Annotated in this window: 14 protein-coding genes, 1 tRNA gene and 2 pseudogenes; 13 read left to right on the forward strand and 4 right to left on the reverse strand. The window is 41.7% G+C overall.

The genetic code is table 11. The features are described from left to right. Positions 1–2 precede the first annotated feature (2 nt). Both IEY40_RS11370 and hcp read right to left on the reverse strand, forming a co-directional pair. Positions 3–1,214: an FAD-binding oxidoreductase gene (locus IEY40_RS11370; protein WP_188956235.1), complete on the reverse strand. Its 1,212-nt coding sequence runs from the start codon at positions 1,212–1,214 to the stop codon at positions 3–5. A 113-nt stretch (positions 1,215–1,327) separates the two neighbouring features. Further along, on the reverse strand, positions 1,328–2,986 hold the full coding sequence (hcp, locus tag IEY40_RS11375; RefSeq protein ID WP_188956237.1) for a hydroxylamine reductase: 1,659 nt from the start codon (positions 2,984–2,986) through the stop codon (positions 1,328–1,330). A gap of 303 nt (positions 2,987–3,289) precedes the next feature. Here hcp and IEY40_RS11380 point away from each other — a divergent pair, with 303 nt between their 5' ends. Continuing rightward, entirely contained in the window at positions 3,290–3,976 is a 687-nt protein-coding gene (locus IEY40_RS11380; protein ID WP_188956239.1) for a DUF3157 family protein, read from the forward strand. A gap of 180 nt (positions 3,977–4,156) precedes the next feature. Here the strand turns inward: IEY40_RS11380 and IEY40_RS11385 are convergent, their stop codons facing one another. Next, positions 4,157–4,417 carry a DUF5062 family protein gene (locus IEY40_RS11385; RefSeq protein ID WP_188956241.1) on the reverse strand — a complete coding sequence of 87 codons (261 nt, stop codon included), beginning with the start codon at positions 4,415–4,417 and terminating at the stop codon, positions 4,157–4,159. Between the two features lie 286 nt (positions 4,418–4,703). On the opposite strand from IEY40_RS11385, the gene IEY40_RS11390 reads away from it, so the two are divergent. The 5 genes and pseudogenes from IEY40_RS11390 to IEY40_RS11410 form a co-directional block, all read left to right on the forward strand. Next, positions 4,704–6,860, forward strand: coding sequence for a M3 family metallopeptidase (locus IEY40_RS11390; protein WP_188956243.1), 2,157 nt, complete (start codon positions 4,704–4,706; stop codon positions 6,858–6,860). Positions 6,861–7,069: 209 nt separating this feature from the next. Then, positions 7,070–7,159, forward strand: a tRNA-Ser gene (locus IEY40_RS11395). Between the two features lie 98 nt (positions 7,160–7,257). Beyond that, positions 7,258–8,658 carry a site-specific integrase gene (locus tag IEY40_RS11400; RefSeq protein ID WP_188956245.1) on the forward strand — a complete coding sequence of 467 codons (1,401 nt, stop codon included), beginning with the start codon at positions 7,258–7,260 and terminating at the stop codon, positions 8,656–8,658. Positions 8,659–9,633: 975 nt separating this feature from the next. Beyond that, on the forward strand, positions 9,634–10,371 hold the full coding sequence (locus IEY40_RS11405; protein WP_165872441.1) for a hypothetical protein: 738 nt from the start codon (positions 9,634–9,636) through the stop codon (positions 10,369–10,371). Between the two features lie 390 nt (positions 10,372–10,761). Continuing rightward, positions 10,762–10,985, forward strand: a pseudogene (locus tag IEY40_RS11410) (transposase); the annotation flags it as partial. A 284-nt stretch (positions 10,986–11,269) separates the two neighbouring features. Here the strand turns inward: IEY40_RS11410 and IEY40_RS11415 are convergent. Further along, on the reverse strand, positions 11,270–12,223 hold the full coding sequence (locus IEY40_RS11415; RefSeq protein WP_229777080.1) for an SDR family oxidoreductase: 954 nt from the start codon (positions 12,221–12,223) through the stop codon (positions 11,270–11,272). Between the two features lie 175 nt (positions 12,224–12,398). Here IEY40_RS11415 and IEY40_RS11420 point away from each other — a divergent pair, with 175 nt between their 5' ends. From IEY40_RS11420 to IEY40_RS11450, 7 genes and pseudogenes are all read left to right on the forward strand, one after another. Further along, entirely contained in the window at positions 12,399–13,298 is a 900-nt protein-coding gene (locus IEY40_RS11420; RefSeq protein ID WP_283108005.1) for an AraC family transcriptional regulator, read from the forward strand. Positions 13,299–13,392: 94 nt separating this feature from the next. Next, positions 13,393–14,094 carry a fibrobacter succinogenes major paralogous domain-containing protein gene (locus tag IEY40_RS11425; RefSeq protein WP_229777081.1) on the forward strand — a complete coding sequence of 234 codons (702 nt, stop codon included), beginning with the start codon at positions 13,393–13,395 and terminating at the stop codon, positions 14,092–14,094. A 61-nt stretch (positions 14,095–14,155) separates the two neighbouring features. Next, complete coding sequence (locus IEY40_RS11430) at positions 14,156–14,458, forward strand: hypothetical protein (RefSeq protein ID WP_188956249.1); 303 nt, start codon at positions 14,156–14,158, stop codon at positions 14,456–14,458. Between the two features lie 510 nt (positions 14,459–14,968). After that, positions 14,969–15,880: a 2OG-Fe(II) oxygenase family protein gene (locus IEY40_RS11435; RefSeq protein ID WP_188956251.1), complete on the forward strand. Its 912-nt coding sequence runs from the start codon at positions 14,969–14,971 to the stop codon at positions 15,878–15,880. A 1,005-nt stretch (positions 15,881–16,885) separates the two neighbouring features. Beyond that, entirely contained in the window at positions 16,886–17,161 is a 276-nt protein-coding gene (locus tag IEY40_RS11440; RefSeq protein WP_188956252.1) for a hypothetical protein, read from the forward strand. 302 nt (positions 17,162–17,463) lie between these two features. Continuing rightward, positions 17,464–17,706: pseudogene (locus IEY40_RS11445) on the forward strand (transposase); the annotation flags it as partial. A 266-nt stretch (positions 17,707–17,972) separates the two neighbouring features. After that, positions 17,973–18,638: a hypothetical protein gene (locus IEY40_RS11450; RefSeq protein ID WP_188956254.1), complete on the forward strand. Its 666-nt coding sequence runs from the start codon at positions 17,973–17,975 to the stop codon at positions 18,636–18,638. Positions 18,639–18,912: the final 274 nt, after the last annotated feature.

The following is an 18,912-nucleotide window of genomic DNA, read 5'->3' on the forward strand; positions in this document are numbered from 1 at the left end:
TGTTACATTTTTAACTGCACATTCGAAGTCATTTTAGTTGAACATGCCAACACAAAACCCGCAGCGATTTCTTCTGCGGTTAATGCCATCTTGCTAGACGACACCGTGGTGCCTGAAACAACCTGACATTTACATGCACCACATACACCCGTTCGGCAAGCCGCAATCATCGGTAATTTGGCAGACTCGATGCCATCAAGTAGGCTTTGATCGCCAGTTAACTGCACCTGCTTATCACCAATACTCAGCATAAACCGTTCTGTTGATGGATTACTGTCTAGCGCCGCTTTTAAACCCAGAGCGCTACTTGCGCCAAAGCTTTCTTGATTAAACTGACTCATGTCAAATTCAGCAGCTTCAAGCATTAATTTTACCGCAGCCATGTAGGGTTCTGGTCCACATACAAATACAGTACGTTGTTGATAATCTGGCACTAATTTGACTAAAGTGTCTAAGCTTAAGCGACCACCTTCGCAACCTGTGGAGGTATGCTTGTCGGTTAAATCTTGCTTATTACTGTCTGACTCAAGTACATAATTAAGATTAAAGCTCGGGCTTCGAGATGCCATTGACGCCATCGAATCGGCAAACATAATGTCATTAACCGTTTTGGCACTGTGTACAAAGGCAATATCGCTGTCGGTCGTGGTATCGCAAAGCCAGCGCGACATAGAATGCATAGGTGTCACACCGCAACCAGCACTTAACAATAAGTATTTGTCGGCTTCAATGTCGATCAAATTAAATATTCCATCAGGGCCAGTAACCGTCACTTCATCGCCAACATTGAGCGACTCAGTTAAGTAATTAGAGACCAAACCACCAGCGATTTTTTTAACCGTAACCACTAACGAAAATGGTCGTGAAGGTGATGATGAAATAGTATAACTGCGGTAAACCTTGTCGCCATTAATGTCGAGTTTAAAGGTAATAAACTGCCCCGGTTTAAAATTAAACTTAACCGGTTTAAGTCCTTGAAATCGAAAACTCACCACATCATGGGTTTCATTCCATTTTTCAATACAGCGCAGTTGCACCTCACCTCTTTGCCAGTTTTCAGCAGCCAAAAGAGCCTTTGAGCCTGTCAATGCAGGCGGTTGCACCGTAGGCGTACTCTTGAAAACAGGGGTCTCGATAACAGGAGTCACCTTTTTTGCCGCTTGGGCAGAAAGCGCTTGTGAAAATGAAAAACCAATTGAGGGAGTACTACTCATTTTGACACCTTTAACGCAGTAAAAAACACAGAGCGCGATATGAAAATCTCATATCGCCTGTAATCGTTATCGTGCAAATACGTCTAACATAAATGCACGATTTTTAGGGCTAATTACGCCACTTTCATCATGGCTTTTAAGTCTGACTCAACATCGGTTGTGCCACGCAAACCAAACTGTTGCTCTAAAATATTCATTAGATTTTCAGATAAAAATGCTGGCGCAGTAGGCCCTGTACGGATGTTTTTCACACCAAGCGATAACAAGGTTAATAGCACCACAATCGCCTTTTGCTCAAACCACGACAACACTAGGCTTAGTGGTAAATCATTAAGGTCGCACTCAAAAATATCTTTTAATGCTAACGCTAACTGAATTGCAGAATAAGCATCGTTACATTGGCCCACATCTAATAGGCGTGGTACGCCATTGATGTCACCAAAGTCTAATTTATTGAATTTGTACTTACCGCAGCCTAAGGTCAAAATAATTGAATCGTCAGGCACAGATTTAGCTAAATCGGTAAAGTAATTACGCTCTAACTTGTCGCCATCACAACCACCAATGAGGAAGAAGTGCTTAATAGAACCATTCTTAACATTTTCAACTACCGTTGGCGCTGCTGCCATTAAGGCGTTACGGGCAAACCCGATGGTGATCATGTGTGGAATTTCATCATAAGCAAAACCTTCAAGTTCAAGGGCTTTGTTAATCACTTCGCTAAAGTCTTCACCCTCAACGTGAGTTACACCAGGCCAACCAACAATACTGCGTGTATAAATACGGTCAGAGTACTCACCCACTGTAGGGTCGATAATACAGTTTGAGGTCATTACTACAGCACCAGGGAAAGTCGCAAATTCTTTTTGCTGATTTTGCCAAGCGCCGCCATAGTTGCCGACTAAATGTGAATATTTCTTAAAGGCGGGATAAGCAAGTGCTGGTAACATTTCGCCGTGAGTAAAGACATTAATGCCCTTACCTGCTGTTTGCTCAAGAATAAGCTCTAGATCTTTCATGTCGTGACCAGACACTAAAATCGCTTTACCTTTAACAGATTTAGTATTCACTTGTGTTGGCTCAGGATGGCCAAAAGAGGTGGTTTCGCCTAAATCTAACATCGCCATAATGCGGTAGTTTAATTGGCCAATTTCCATTGCAGTAGCAAACAACTTGTCAGCATCGACTGAGTCTTCGCCTAAAAATGCCATGATTTTATGGAACTCGGCAGCCACATCAACATCAGTTTGATCTAATACGCGAGCATGCTCCATATACGCCGCTGCGCCTTTTAAGCCATATAGGCATAATAAACGTAAGCCTAAAATGTCTTCATTTACGTCACCGCGGTTAAGCAGTGCAACGGGTGCTTGAGCTAATATTTCTGGTTTAGATGTAGCCAGTAATAGTTCACCTTGGCCACTCACCATTTCAGGCTCAACGCCCTTGCCTTTACAAGCTGCAATATAAGCCGCTTTTAATTGGTCGCGATATGTTTGTGCCTGATAGGCATAATCAATTAACCGTTCATCATCGAAGTTTACGTTAGTTAATGTGGCAAAAAAGGCTTTCGGCACAAAAGTGTCAATGTCGTTGTCTACAATGCCAAACTCACGCGCTTTAACAGCATAAGCCGACACGCTTTGTAGCATATAAATTAATAGATCTTGAATATCAGACGTCGACGCTAGCTTGCCGCACATACCTTGCGAGTAACTACAGCCATTGCCTTCTGGTGTTCTAATGGTTTGCTCACATTGCACACAAAACATAACTCTACTCCTCAAATATTATTTATTCATGTATAAATTTTACATGTTAAGGATGAGTTTACTCTTTACTCTGTAAATCGAAACCCGTTTTTAGGGCCAATGTTGCGTTTTATGAGCTAAATCACCTTAAGCATTTGCTAATGCACTCGGATTTTTTAATCCTAAATAGACCGTAAAAATCTCGCATAGCAAGTGAATAAACAAAGCAAGTCAACATCTACTAATGGTCTAAAATATTTTCCTGTTAACCCTTAAAAAAACGTAGAATTACCCCATTAACGACTTTTAAATCAGGATGAATAGATGAAAACCAAACTTAATGCGATTGCATCAGCCTTCTTTTTATTATTAGCCCCTGCGGCAATGGCTGCCGATGTTGCGGTGATCACCTTAGAAAACGGCACTAATGTTCGCCTAAAAGACGATTTCACCTGGGAATACATCATCACCGAAACAGTGGCGCAACCTGCTGCGGCCATTCAAACACCCACAGCGACTGCTGCCGCCACTGCACTAGCTGAGCCAACAACCAGTGCAGTGAATACTGCTGATGCCAAAATGGCTGTCGATACCACAAACGCCAAACCTGCGGTTGTGGCAACTGAAGCACCAATGGCTACAACACGCTTAACCGCTAGTGCAATGGCGCAGCCAGAATTACTGGGCAGCACAGCAAAAGAAGGCATTACAATCACCCTTGCAAACACGCAATGGAAAGGTGATAAATTAGGACTTATATTTAATTTTGACAGCACCAACGACGAACACGTCACAGTGGTTAATGTTGAAGCCAGCTTTTTTAATGACCAAGGTGGCCTAATTAAAACCGAAACCTTAGAAGCGTGGGAGGCTATATTTCGCATGCCCGAAACTTATTTACGAAAAGGTCAGCACCGACAATCGTCAGTATTGTGGGTAGAGGGAATTAACAAACAGCAATGGCAGCAAAAGCTAATCAGCTTAAAAATTGTTGAAATTGAATCGCGCTAAGGCGGTTGTTCTGATGAATCAAATTAAGCTTTAATCTTTAATCTTTAATCTTTAATCTTTAATCTTTAATCTTTAATCTTTAATCTTTAATCTTTAATCTTTAATCTTTGAACATATAAACTAAAAAAGCCCAAGTGAAATACCATTTCACTTGGGCTTTTTTATCAAAATCAAGTCACACTAATTCAATAATTCATGTTCTTTAGGTAACTGCTTGCTAATCCACAGTATCAATTTGTGTTTACGGTTGGGGCCGTCGTCTTTATCTTCGGCAAGCGGTTGAATGAGCTTGTCTTGCACTAATAATCGATAAATACATTCCACTTTATCTTTCGGTGATATCCCCTTACCAAAGTCATCAAAGCCACGTTTCTGTGCGTAACCCACCCCAATCTCCATCGCGAGCTTGAGTAATTGTGTATCATGCTTACCAGCTTTCATCTATTGCCCTCATCATAGCTTTTCTATCTTTTAAACTACGTGAAAACTCATAAATAGCCACTAGAATTCATCATAAACAGCACTAAAACCCAACAAACATCACCATTGGTAAGTTTGGTTACAAAATTTACTCTTCGTTAATCGCATTACCCTATGCCTACAGCCACATGCTTGGTATTGTATCAGGGTATTTACTTTCGTTTTTATGGTCACTATTTTGCGGTAATAACCACATTTGAAATAGGCATAAAAGCACTTCAATCGGGCCGTGCCCAAGGATATATTAATGCGTAAAACTCTTATTACCACTGCCGTAAGTGCGGCATTGATGCTTAGTGCATGTTCAGAACAAACAGCAGATACCGCAATGGCAAGCAAAACCACAGCAGAAGCACCTACAACAACGACCAAAGCACCTGCAACCGCCGAAAACGCGCTGTTAGTCCCAAGCCCATTACAATACATGGCGCCGCAGTTCGACAAATTTAACGCTGCAGACTATTTACCCGCCTTTGAACAAGGTATGAAAGAGCATAAAGCTGAAATCGCAGCCATTACCAACAACGCTGATGCACCAACATTCGACAACACCGTTGTTGCACTTGAAAAAACCGGCGCGATATTAGACCGTACTCAACGCGTGTTTTTTAACCTTACAGGCTTAATCTCAGACGACAACTTCATTAGTGTTGAAGAACAAGTTGTGCCTAAGTTAACAGCTCACATGGACAACATTTATCTTGATGAAAAGCTTTTTGCTCGTATTCAAGCTATTTACAAAAACAAAGCCACATTAACAGGTGAAGATTTACGTTTAGTAGACGTTTATTACGATCGCTTTGTGCGCGCAGGAGCTGAATTGTCAACAGAAGACAAAGCCCAAATGCGTGAGCTAAACGGCGAGCTTGCTAAGCTTGAAACCAGCTTCTCACAAAACGTTTTAAAATCATTTAAAGACGACGTAATTGTAGTTGAAGACAAAGCCATGCTCGACGGCTTGTCAGAAAATGACATCGCATCATTAGCCGCTGCAGCAAAAGCAGCAGGCAAAACCGGTTACATGATTACCTTAGTTAACACCACAACCCAACCGCTTCTGTCTAGCCTTAAAAATCGCGACCTACGTAAAAAGCTTTGGGAAACGTCAGCTTATCGCGCAATGGACACAAACAGCCCGCTTAATATCAAAATAGCCCAACTGCGTGCCGAAAAAGCCAAACTATTAGGCTACCCAACATGGGCAGCTTATTCTACAGGCGACCAAATGGCTCAAAACCCAGAAGCGGTTTATGGCATTTTGGATGACTTAGCGCCTAAAGCATTAGTTAAAGCCAAAATTGAAGCGGCAGATATTCAAGCTGAAATCGTTAAAGACGGTAAAGACTTTACCCTTGAAGCATGGGACTGGGCTTACTATGCCGAAAAAGTGCGTGCGGCAAAATATGACCTAGACGACAGCCAAGTTAAACCCTACTTTGAAATGAACACCGTACTCACCGACGGCCTGTTTTTCGCTATGGAAAAACTTTATGGTATCACCTTCAAGTCACGTAACGACTTACCTGTATGGCACAAAGACGTTACCGCTTATGAAATCTTTAACAAAGACGGCAGCTCGCTAGGCTTGTTCTATCTAGATATGTACGCACGCCCAGGCAAGCGTGGCGGAGCATGGATGGATGAATTTGTTAGCCAATCATTCTTGCAAAATACTAAGCCAGTCGTGTACAACGCGCTTAACGTACCAAAGCCTGCTGAAGGTCAACCTACCCTGTTAACGTTTGACGAGGTAAGTACATTGTTCCACGAGTTTGGTCATGCTATTCACGGTTTATACTCACAAGTTAACTACCCAAGCTTAGCTGGTACCAAAACGGCACGTGATTTTGTTGAGTTTCCATCACAAGCTAATGAAGACTGGAGCATCGACCCTGCCGTGCTAGCAAACTACGCTAAACACTATCAAACAGGCGAGCCGATCCCTGCAGAATTACTGGCTAAAGTATTAAAAGCGCACACCTTTAACCAAGGGTTTGGTACGGTTGAATACCTAGCGGCTGCATTGCTTGATATGGAATGGCACTCAATTCCTGCTGGCACTGAAATTGCCGATGTTGCTACCTTTGAAAAACAAGCACTAGCAAAACACGGTTTAGACTACAGCCCAATCGCACCGCGTTATAAAACCACCTACTTTAGCCACAGCTTCGGCGGCGGTTACTCTGCGGGTTACTACGCTTACCTTTGGACCGAAGTATTTGCAGCAGATGCGTTTGCACACATGATGGCGCACGGCGGATTAACCCAAGAGAACGGTCAAAAGTACCGCGACACCGTATTATCAAAAGGTAACAGCCAGGATCTAATGCAAAGTTATATCGACTTTGCCGGTAAAAAACCATCTACTGACGCATTATTAAAGCGTCGTGGTTTAGTGCACTAATCGTTACTGAAGTTACTGTCTCTCTCGTTAGCAACAAGCTATCGAGAGAGACTCACTATCGCCAACAGAGCTAATAATAAATTAATCGCGTTAAAAGTGTAAATATTGTCCAAACGCGCCTCTTTAAAGGTCATTTTGCACATTTGTTGTGCCATTGAGCACATCAAGGCTTTACATTTTTTAGAATACCCTTATTATTCACCGCGTTCGGAGGGATGGCAGAGTGGTCGAATGCACCGGTCTTGAAAACCGGCAACGGTTTATCCCGTTCTAGGGTTCAAATCCCTATCCCTCCGCCACATTCTAAAGTGAAAAAGCCATTGATAATCAATGGCTTTTTTGCTTTCTAGCATTTGAAAAATCATATTCTCAGACCCAAAACGGATGACTGAGACATATGTACCTATTCAGAGCCACAAATTGTACCTATTACACCCGCATGGTGTTGCCTGCTTATCTGCGTGATATAGGCTTTGCTGCCGACCTCAAAGTATCCTTGCTCACTAAACAGCGCTCAATCGCGATAGGCCGTAACCTTGTGGTTGCGGGTATCTTACGACCATTAATCAGCAACTTAACCCCACAATCACAGCCAGATGCGTTTAAAGCACAAGTGAATCAATTGATTAATGATGCCCGTGCAGGCTTTGTTGGGGTAACCGAAACGCTTGATGAAAATGCCAAGCCAGTGCGGGAAATCATTCAGTTTATTCCCACTCGGCCAACGCAATTAGCACATAATAGTGCGACATATGACAATTGTCCCTCACTAACAAACTTGGCATTCTCAAATAATTCGAGTAGTAAAAAGCAAACAAATTCAGTTGCTAACGTCACATTAACTGATGCACTAATTAAGTTTATTGCGTCTAAACAAAAGCAGTCTGTCTCAGTGTTAACGGTAAAGCAGCTTAATCAACGTATAGGCCACTTTATTGAAAGAACCCACCTAGATGATGTATTCGACATAACCAGCGCTGAGGCGATGGAATACAAGGATTGTTTACTTGAAGAGGGCAGAAGCCACAAAAGTAACAAAGACTACCTAGCAGCGGTGTCGCAGTTCTTTAAATGGTGCAAATTGATGCGCTACACCAGCGCTAACCCGTTTGATGAGGTGAAACTGTCCAAGCCAAGTAACCAGGCTGGACATGATTTAGCGCGTCAGCGCTGGCAACCAGAGCAACTTAAACACGTACTGCAATCACAAGACTTTATTGATAAGCACCCGGACTTTAAATGGATAACACTATTGATGCTGTATCACGGTTTACGACCTTCAGAGGCTTGTCAGCTACACAGCAATGATATAACCGTAATCGATGGTATCAGCGTCATTCACGTCACCAATGAAGGCGTGAGCCAACAACTCAAGACCGCACAGTCAAAGCGAACCGTTCCGCTACATCAAAAACTCATTGAGCTTGGTTTTATTGATTTTGTTCAAACCATTACTGACCGAACATCAAAAAGCAGTCAATTAACAAGCAGCCCGTTATTTCATTACCAACCTAGTAGTGATGGCGTTTGGTCACACAAGTTTTGCCGAGAGTTTGGAAAATTACTCGACCAGCTTAAGTTTATTGCAGGTAAGCGACCTACAGCCTATTCATTCCGTCACACCTTTATTGATGAACTCAAGCAACTGCAAATAGAAGAATCGATGGTGGCACAAATCGTTGGACACGTTTATCACAACATCACCTATGGACGATACGGCAAGCAATATGATGTGAAAACACTCAAACCAGTGGTGGATAAAGTCAGTTACACATTGAATTTATTTCTACCAGTATAAGAAGTGGGATTATATGAGAGGATTTTTGCTGAAAAGCTCAACCGTAGAGGGTTAATCATGACAACAGTCAGTATATCCTGAGTGACTTTATACGCCAAAATTTGCTCTCACAGAACCAATAATCAGCCTGAGAAATGATGAAACCTACCAGCGGCATCATTTCTCAGCAGCACTTATCAAATCCTACGGGCGTAAATCGATAATAAATCTTGCTGAGAAATCGAATATTCACCTTTTCCGCGTTAATTTCACGCTCATTTCACGTAACTGTTCACTTAAAGAATGCAATTTAAACCGTTTCGCACTCAGTGAGTGCGAAGCCAAAGCAGCCCACTTAAAAAGTGGGACTACAGCGAAACCCGGTACGCTCCTATCCCACTTTTGTACCAAAAGGTCGGATAGGAGCTACGGGCAAGGGGAGAACCCCTTAACCCCAACAGCCACATGCTGCGCATGTGAAAAAGTCAAAAGAGTGAAAGATAAAATCAGCTGGGACACTTTTATATGGTACGCACTGTTTTTATGTACAGTTATAATGGGATTTCATCGATTTACAACTAAAAAACGATTTAAAATCGTTCTTTAGTTGTATCGTATTAAAAATAGAAAAATCGTAATCATCTGATATTAATGCCTTTAATTTTTCTGGCGGTGACCACAAACTCTACTTTAAGCGCAACCTCGGTTTGTTTTTGTCTGTTAGGCACAATTAATTGCTTTACTTCAATAAGATAGCAAATGTAGGATGATATTAATCAATAACTTAAACGGCCGACTTTAAATTTATTTGGCCCTTTAATAAGCTGTTGAGGCTGTAGAATTACTCATTTTACAGAAAAACAGCCTTTATTATGGGTTCCAAATGCATTACCTAGTGTTTTAAAAGGGTTTAGGATTGATTTCAGGAGCTCGTTTTTTAATTGAATTTGGCTGTTAGAGTTATTCTACAGTCTCGTTATATTTCAAGGAGGATTAGTGAAGCATTTAGTTTTAGTTTTTTCTTTTCTGGTTGTTGGCTGTACCAGTTTAAAAGATGCTAGTGAAAGCCGCCATAATCCTGAAGTTTTTGTTGGTATAGAAGATGGAAACCTGATTTATCAAGGTGAAATAACTGAAACATCAAATAATGTGATTTTTTCATTGTTTAGGGCTGCTGAATTCAAGCCAAACCGACTGATTATTTCGAGCCAGGGCGGTGAGATTGGTGCCGGAATGAATTTAGGTCAGTGGGTTAGAGATAATAATTTGGATGTTGAGGTCACAAGAGTATGCGCTTCTTCTTGTGCTAACTATGTATTACCAGCTGCCAATACGAAGTACTTAAGAAAAGACTCGATTCTGATATGGCATGGTAGCGCTTGGCAATCCAATTGGCATGTCGATCAAGAGCACCGTGAAGCTTTCAACACTTATATAACTTTAATGCGTAAAAAGGAAACTGATTTTTACGCAGATATCGCAGTCGATAACCTACTAGCTACTTACGGCCAGTCTAAATTTAATTTCTTGGACTCCACTCTGGGCTTTTTTGGTAAAGGAACTGTTGGTTTTGATTACTCTAAAGCTGATATGAAAAAATTTGGACTAGTTAATATTGTACTCTTAGATGGCGAATGGGATTGGAGAAAATATCGGCCTGATAGATCAAATCTGGTTAAGCGTATCAGGGTTGACGATGATTTTGAGTTTAAGCTTCGTAGATTTGAAATATAACAAAAAAATTTTATCACCAGCAAAAGGCGCTGGCTGCGACGTCAACCCGCTGCGTGGCTTTCCGCGCTAAATTTGGGCGTTAATCATTGACAACCTACTCAATAAATATTTAAATGTCATATATCAACTACGAATGTTCACTATCTGAGATGTGATTTTACGATTAGTTATTGATTATAATGAATTTTAATTTTATTTTGTGGCTGATTTCTTGGGTTCAAATCCCTATCCCTCCGCCACATTAAAATAAAAAGGCCCGCTATTTATAGCGGGCCTTTTTATTGGGCGAAAGATAGGACTTTGAACCCACGGGTTCCTCTTTATTACAAGCAAGCTATCCCTCCTCAAGATTCAACAAAGTCTTCGAAATTAAAACATGGTCATCCACTTCAACTGATTCGAGAAGATAAGCGTGGAACCATTAGCTCAAGCAACCATGAGATACTTAATAGACTACACATCCCTGCAGAGAATTGGCTTAAAATCACTACTGAATTTGGCGCATTATTTAAAGGTGTTGTCGGAGCATTACCCGCATTAACCGATATTGTGAGCATTTAGAGCAAAAACGACGACAAGGCGCTGCAAATTGTCAGCGCTGGCGGTGCGCTTAAGTCATAATCTCCAATCAAATTACAATTCTTTTAACACTTGATGGTTATCAAGTTTTTCTGCTGTGCTAAATTTCTTAGATGACTATAACTTACTAATTTAACGATAATATTTTAGCTATATCGATAAAAATTGATAAGTTGATCACATCGTTCGTAACCCTCGCCAAAGCTATGAAAACGAGTTATGTTACTTGTTCAAATAATGGGTGGCTTCGTTTTTCTTTTTATGGGTGGCTTCGTTTTTCTTTTTAAGAGTAGCGCTTTTTTCACTCGATGACCCTAGATCAAAGCGACCAGTTTAGTGATGTTTTTTCAAGTGATAGCGTCCACAGTTTGGCTGCCATGTCTTGATTAAGTGCGATGCTATCGAGTTTATTTTGATCCACCGGCCCAACAGTATTGGCGCGTTTAGTTGGGCCATAAAGTGCAGCCGATTGCAGCCCTTGCTCTGTTGCACACATCACCTCTGGCCATGCGCCTTTTTCTGCAGATTGTGCTATAACCCGAGACATCACCGCCCATAAAATCTTGTTAAAAGTACTGGCAGTATCTTTTAGCAAGTTTGTGCGAGAAGCGCCTGGGTGACACACTTGTACCTCTACATTTTTGTCTGCTGCTTTTATACGACGCTGTAGTTCGTAACCAAACATCATTTGTGCCAGTTTACTTTGTGCGTATGAGTCCCAAGCGGTGTATTTGTTGTCAAAGTTGAGGTCTTCAAATTTAATGCGCTTAAGGCCCATCTTGTAAGCGTTGCTACCCACCATCACAATGCGACCCTTTGACTCATTGATACGATCAAACAACAGCCCGCAAAGCAAAAAGTGACCAAAGTGATTGACCCCGAGTTGGTTTTCAAAACCATCAACGGTTATTTGTTGTTTTGCGACCTGTGCAATGGCGCCATTACAGATAAGCGCATCGATTGACGGCGTTAAGTTAAGTAACGCGTTTGCCGCAGTGCGCACCGAGCCTAGCTCACCTAAATCGACCTGAATAAAGCTTACATCAATGTGCTGGCCTAGAGACAATTTTAGCGCCTCAATGGCCGTTGCTGACTTATCAGGGTTTCGGTTCATCATCACAACCTTGGCACCTTTACTCAGCAAAATGCGAGATGCCTCAAAGCCTGCGCCGCTGTTAGCGCCAGTGATCACATAGGTTTTCCCCTTAAGTGAGCCAATACGCTCTGGGGTCCAACCTTTTTTACCAAATTGTTTTGTTAGCATATTTGTCATAATCGTTACCTGTGTTGTGATGCCCTGCGATATCACCGTTAATTCATTTGCATGTTGCTTTTTGCGGTAGTATCGTTATCTTGAATATACTATAACTCTCAATTTTGGCTTAAAATAGGTGTATTAGTGTCTAAAATATGCCTATTTGTATCAATTTTGTTTTTAGGTAAAAGTGATGAGACAAAAAATAAAGCAGTTAGTCGAAAAACGCATTACTGGTGAGGGTATGATTGAAACCAGTATAAAGGGGGTGAGTTTGTTCAGGGTCACTCAGGCCATTCCATGCTCGCCAGCGGTTTATGATCCCACCATCATCGTCATTTTGAATGGCAAAAAAGAGGCGATTCTTGAAGGCGAAAGGTATATCTACGACAACAGCCAGTACATGTGTTGCACCGTTTCTTTGCCCGTAGAGGCAGGCACGCCAGAAGCCTCAGTCGATGAGCCACTACTGGGTGTTTACATCTCACTGAATACTAAAGTAATGACAGAGCTTGCTATCGAAATGGAAAATACCATTGGTACCATTAAACAACCTAAAAGCAGCACACAGCCACAAGGGCTTTCTCTTGCAAACTGGGATGACGCCTTTGCGGATGCGTTACTGAGACTATTGCAACTCGATGGCACCTCGGATGCCTCAATACTAGGCGAAAGCCGATTGCGAGAGCTGTACTACGCCGTATTAAAAGGGGACGCAGGGATTTCAGCCAGACGGGCGTTTGGTGTGGGTAATGAGATTGCGCGCTCTATTGATTATTTATCTGTTAACCTGGATAAAAATGTCACCATAGATAATTTAGCCTCGTTAGTGGGCATGAGCCGGGCGGTTTTTCATCGTAAATTTAAACAAGCCACCAGAATGTCGCCTATTCAATTTATGAAATCGATGCGCCTTAACAATGCCGCCATGAGAATCGCCACCGGTATGAATGTCAGTGAAGCTGCTATGAAGGTAGGTTATGTCAGCTCGTCGCAATTTAGTCGAGAATTTAAGCGTATGTATGGCAAGTCGCCTAAGCAATGGAGTCATTCAACCCCCTTACTCGAGTTAGAAGCTAAAATCGCACATTGATACAAATAGGCATGTTTTAGACAGTATATCGCCTAGTTTGATACTGATTTGAGCGCTAAAGTTGTTTGCTTAAAGGTAATGCAGGGGACTCATTATGAAACAACTCATCTTATCGATAGGAGCATGCATGGTCATGGCATCAACAGCGGCATCGGCCAGCGGTATCAACAGCGAGTTATATAAACTCGACAATACTGTTCAAGACAGAGAAGGTAATGTGTACCTCACTGTGAGTATTGGCGATCAAGTTTGGCTTGCTGAAAACCTTCGCAGTACTCAGTTTCAAGATGGTTCAGCGGTGCGTTCGGGCGCAGTGCTAAATGATGATGCGGCAAACCTATTAACATACGGCCGCTTGTACAACTGGCATGATGTGTCAGATGAACGAAACCTTTGCCCTGCGGGCTGGCGAGTTGCCACCGATGAAGATTGGAAAGTCCTAGAGCGCACCTTAGGCATGCCTGAAAATGAATTGCACAAAAACGGTTGGCGCGGCGGTGAGCAACATATTGGTTTACAGTTAAAAGAGGCTCAAGCTGATGGGCTATTGACTAAATTCGAACCATCGCTAGTCAATAAGCAGCAGTTTTTTGCAAGACCTGCAGGCGTTAAATGGAACGGATTTTACATTACACAGGGGGCGTACACCGAGTTTTGGACCGCAACCAGTGCAACCGATAACCAAGCTATTATTCGCACACTTGCATACTCGTGGTGGAATGCGCATAAAACTGAAATCCGCCGTGCGACCAGCTCAAAAGAGTATATGTTTTCGGTGAGGTGTGTCAGAATTTAATGTGGGTTTACGTTAAGAGAAGCGCAAACACATCAAGCTTTAGCGCTTTGAGGAGGATGACATGGAAAATCTAATTAAGTCTGTTACAGCAACACTACAAGCTGGGGTTGCTAAGTCAGATGGTAAACTCACTCTGACCACATCACATATCAATTTCGAACCATACAATAAACAGCTTGGCCTTGGCCCATACACATTTGAACTCTCTCACATCATCAAGGTTAAAAAATCTATGGCCAAAGGTGCTGGGATTTTACCTCTCTCTACTGATGCCATTGAGTTAACGTTTACAGATAACCAGATAAAAACATTCATTTTAGCGAATGCGGATGAGTGGATGAGGCTATTGACTCCTGCCGGCTAGCAAGCGCATTTAGACTAATCAATAATCAGCACAAAAATGTGATCATTTTTACTGGTTAACATCGCTTATAACGTCGTTAGAAATGTTGAAGGTAGAACAACTCGCACGCTGCAATATCTGCCTTATTCTAGCGATTTTCTACGCAACCTCTGATCGCCTATTTATCCTGATTGGGTATAGATACCCCAAGTTTACTGTGATGTGGTTAATTACTTACAGGCACAATTCTGGCTAATCCTGATTTCGACAATATTATTGGGTTATTTGAGTCTGTTCACCGTGCATTTGACGCATTGTCTCAGGTAGTAGTAACACCCTGAAAGCTCACGAGTAATGGAGTTCGAGCTAGATAAACAGTTAAAACCAAGGCCTTTATTTACGCTATTATAAATAAAATCTTAATTCTGTTTGCTTGGGCGTGTTATTTATTCATATAAATAGATGTAATAAATTGAGCTCCTCGCAAGGTGATAGTGATCACCGAGCCACAGAATAGGAGTGTTACTCATTATGTCATTTAATCAATTACAGCAAGCGCGTGCCATTGCATTACCGTCAAGAGAAGCCATGTTACGCCGCGATCCATCAGTACATCAGTTTTGGCATACCCATAAAGCGTTGTTCAGTGATGCCTGGAACGAGTGGCAACAATCCGAGCAAGATAACTTACTTACACTCGACAGTTCATTACTTGATAAACGTTTGCGTGATGCGGTCACTCAAGCATGGCAAGACCCAAGTAAAGAAGTGGCAGTTAAAGAGCTGCTGCAAGAAGTGGCTCCTGGCGTATTTGAGTTGCAGTTTTTCGACCCTGAGCGCCTAGCGGATTTGCGTGAATATTTAGAGCGCGTATGGGATGCACAAATTCCATTGCGTCCACCTTATGGCATTGTGCTTAATCGCCGTGGTGCTATGCTCGACAGCCGCTCAGAAGGCTACCTTGCCGCACCAAATTTCCAAGCATTTTATCGTGAAATGTTAAATACTTATATGCGCCCAATCGCGCGGATGCTATTTCCTGAAATAATGGGCTACGACACGCAAACATTTGGTTTTTCGATTCATTATCAGCCAAATACTGACAGCTCTATTCGTCCTCATACGGATGCATCGGCGGTCACATTAAACATTAACTTAAATTTGCCAGACGAAGCCTTTACCGGTTCTGCAGTCGACTTTTTTGATTTGGCTTCAGGGCAAAAACATAGCTTAACCTTTAAACCAGGTTCTGCGATGATCCACCGTGGCAATGTGGTTCATGCTGCTCAGGCAATAACAAGTGGCGAGCGCACTAACTTTGTGTTGTGGCTATATGGCGACCGAGGCCAAATACCACCACAAGATGCTAAGCGACCAGCCATAGATGCAAGCGAACGTTGGACAACACCAACGGCTGCACTGGATAGTTTTGCCCCGTTTTAACTAGTTTATGGCAAAAGGTTAAATACACCCCCCTCACGTTGTCCCGGCATTACTTTGAGCCGGGACTCTTTTTTATGGCCTGCGGCCACTAGCGTCGTGGCGCTTCGCCCATTGCAAAGCATATAACTGCAAGGTTTTATTTGGCTTCAACATGGCATTCACTTACCGACACGCACTAGTACAACCATGTAGCTCGACCGACCCGTGCATGGGTCGGACTGTCGGCTCGCAAACCACCATGATGAAGCTGTTAATGTTTGTCTTATCAGCAAGTTTTAAAGAATAGTTTAGTGAGGTGCATGCGTTGGCCAGCTCACGTATTCTTTTGGAAAAAGTCTTCAACGGCCTCAAGTTCAAAGTTGAATTTGGGCTTTTTACAAGCAATATACGTAACTCATTTATGCACACAAACTGTGTTTCAAATATGGCCTGCGGCCACTAGCTTCGTGGCCGCAGCCCACACCAGATTAAGGCAGTAAGTTGCAACTTACGCAGGTTAATTGAATCGTCGTCCCGGCAATGCTTTTTAGCCGGGATCCAGGTGTTAGCTTTTGTTGTTTTGTACTTATGGCCAGCGGCCACTAACATCATGGCGCTTAACCCTGCTTCAAACTACACCTTAACTGACTTACAAATGTCCGATAGATATCCAGTGGCAGCTAGTATCTCACTTTTATATTGTGTGTACCGTGTATAAAAACAGCTGTAATAGTTTTTAGTAACTTCTCAAGCCAAATCGGCTAATAATCAAGCTAAAGTTGCACAAAATACAAACAGAGATTTTCTTAATGCATTGAAATTAATGAATTATAATTTCCTAGCGAATATAGAGCCCACTTTTAACGCGCAAGCCTGCTTTTATTTGTAAGTGACGTCAAAGAAAACTGCTTTACAACAACAGGATAGTAAATGTAGGATTTTATTAATCAATAACTTACAGGGTAACTTTAATTTTCATTTGCCCTTCAATAAGCGTTATGTTCCTTAGAAGGGAGACTCAATTCAATGAAAGCAAGGAATGGACTGTATCTTGGTTTTGTGGTTGGCTTTCTAGGTTATCTTATTCAAGCTACGTCGGGTTCAGAAATATTAAAACCTAGTATTTCGGCTATATTATTTGAATCACTCGCATTTGGAGCATTCTCTGGCGTGTTATTTTGGTTAGGTACTTTAGCATTGTCAGGTAGAAGTCACGCTGATATCGCAAATGCAGAAGATGAACCGGTTAAGCGCGCACAAACCAACGAAAAGATCATCAGTAATGATAGCAAAGAAACATAATCGGGTAGCCGGAGGTATCTAGCCCCCACACCACCCTGCATGCGGCTCCGCACAGGGTGGTTCATTTAGAACACATAACTAGCTTTCTGGTTAGCTAGTTATTACAATAATGAACTGCGATCCATCCATCTCTTAGTGAATATAATCCTGCTTTTATCACTATTTATTCGAGCTTGGCATTACTCAATATTTTTCTGTGTTCCTGGTCACCATTGAAAACCAGAGTCGAGCTACGCCAAGGGCCTTTACTTGTAATACCACAAGCAACAACTGCTTGGATCTTGACGCCACGTTTAAGTGTTGTGGTTGAAGATACCGGTCGAATAATTCGAGAAGATAAGCGTGGTGCTTTTAGCTCTAGCAGTCAGGACATACTGAATAGACTCAACATTCCAGAAGAAAACTGGCTTAAAATCACTACAGAATTTGGCACATTATTTAAAGGTGTTGTCGGAGCATTACCCGCATTAACCGAATATTGTGAGCATTTAGAGCAAAAACGACGACAAGGCGCTGCAAATTGTCAGCGCTGGCGGTGCGCTTAAGTCATCATCCCACTTAAATTACAATTCACCTGACACTTGATAACTATCAAATTTTTCTGCTGTGCCGAATTTCTTTGATGACCATAAATCACTTATTTAACAATGATATTTTAGTTATATCGATTGAAATTGATGAGTTGAGTACATCGAGCGTAACCCTCGTCAAAGCCATGAAAACGAGTTATGTTACTTGTTCAAATAATGGGTGGCATAGTTTTCGATTTGATTATGATTACTATAAAAACTTTGAAAGGAACTATTAATATATGTTTCAGGTTAGGCGATTCCTATTTCTAGCTGTTTTGGGAGTTACTGCGTGTGCTCATGTTGTTGTGGAAGAGAGGTTAGTACCATCCACAACAGAATGGGAAAGAGTAGTGGATACAAATAATTATAACCCCAAGGAAATCTCACATATTTTAGATATGGGTAAAGTAGAGTTATATGTTTATTTGAACCACTATCAAACCAGCTACAGAGGTTCGGAAGTCATTGGTTTGGAAGTAAGCAAAGAACCCAACCCTAACTTAGATAAAGGAAATGTTTTTGTCATAAAAATGGGTGTTAGAGGAAGGGTAAATACTCAGGAATACTCTTTTTCACCGTATAATGTTTCGGTGGAATTAAATGGTGCTAAGTCAAGCATGAAATACCAACCAATTACTGTTCTTAAAACTGAACGATCAGTTGTTTGTGATTTCGACTATGATGGTCAAGCTTGGGGCACGAATAGTGAGAAAATGGAAAATAAGATCTTAAATATTTCCAAAGCAAAAGTAGATGATAAGTTTGACTGCTTTAATTTAGTTTATGAGTTAGATAACCCAAAACTTAATAAATTATCAATAAGCTTTGAAAATACTTTGCTTCCGTTGAATAAAAAAAAGATTTATTTTAATCCTAAAAAAATAAAATGGATTCGTAGTAATTAACTGAATAAAGTCAGATTTACTTTTTTATTTCAACCACCCACAGTAGTTGCCCGAAGGTTTGGCTTCTTTGGGAGCAAAGCAAACACTAACGAAAACCAGCGGGAGCTGGTTTTCTTTTTTTCTGGCGTTTGGGGTTTGCGCTTCGCTTCCTTTGGGTTGGTGCCAAAGCGAGCAGGCGCTTGTGGGCTAGTTGAGTTTAATCAGTCCTGTTCGACTTATACTTCATTATGATTAAAGTTTTAGATGCACAAATTAGCGCTTTTAAAGGTCCATA

It is taken from the genome of Shewanella ulleungensis, assembly GCF_014648315.1.
GTDB lineage: Bacteria > Pseudomonadota > Gammaproteobacteria > Enterobacterales > Shewanellaceae > Shewanella > Shewanella ulleungensis.

What these genes read in the sequence shown, in the direction of transcription:
- IEY40_RS11390 (WP_188956243.1), top strand. Translation starts at nt 4,704, where the DNA reads ATGCGTAAAACTCTTATTACCACTGCCGTAAGTGCGGCATTGATGCTT.
- IEY40_RS11385 (WP_188956241.1), bottom strand. Translation starts at nt 4,417, where the DNA reads ATGAAAGCTGGTAAGCATGATACACAATTACTCAAGCTCGCGATGGAG.
- IEY40_RS11430 (WP_188956249.1), top strand. Translation starts at nt 14,156, where the DNA reads ATGGAAAATCTAATTAAGTCTGTTACAGCAACACTACAAGCTGGGGTT.
- IEY40_RS11440 (WP_188956252.1), top strand. Translation starts at nt 16,886, where the DNA reads ATGAAAGCAAGGAATGGACTGTATCTTGGTTTTGTGGTTGGCTTTCTA.
- IEY40_RS11450 (WP_188956254.1), top strand. Translation starts at nt 17,973, where the DNA reads ATGTTTCAGGTTAGGCGATTCCTATTTCTAGCTGTTTTGGGAGTTACT.
- IEY40_RS11435 (WP_188956251.1), top strand. Translation starts at nt 14,969, where the DNA reads ATGTCATTTAATCAATTACAGCAAGCGCGTGCCATTGCATTACCGTCA.
- IEY40_RS11420 (WP_283108005.1), top strand. Translation starts at nt 12,399, where the DNA reads ATGAGACAAAAAATAAAGCAGTTAGTCGAAAAACGCATTACTGGTGAG.
- hcp (WP_188956237.1), bottom strand. Translation starts at nt 2,986, where the DNA reads ATGTTTTGTGTGCAATGTGAGCAAACCATTAGAACACCAGAAGGCAAT.
- IEY40_RS11415 (WP_229777080.1), bottom strand. Translation starts at nt 12,223, where the DNA reads ATGACAAATATGCTAACAAAACAATTTGGTAAAAAAGGTTGGACCCCA.
- IEY40_RS11380 (WP_188956239.1), top strand. Translation starts at nt 3,290, where the DNA reads ATGAAAACCAAACTTAATGCGATTGCATCAGCCTTCTTTTTATTATTA.
- IEY40_RS11370 (WP_188956235.1), bottom strand. Translation starts at nt 1,214, where the DNA reads ATGAGTAGTACTCCCTCAATTGGTTTTTCATTTTCACAAGCGCTTTCT.
- IEY40_RS11400 (WP_188956245.1), top strand. Translation starts at nt 7,258, where the DNA reads ATGTACCTATTCAGAGCCACAAATTGTACCTATTACACCCGCATGGTG.
- IEY40_RS11425 (WP_229777081.1), top strand. Translation starts at nt 13,393, where the DNA reads ATGAAACAACTCATCTTATCGATAGGAGCATGCATGGTCATGGCATCA.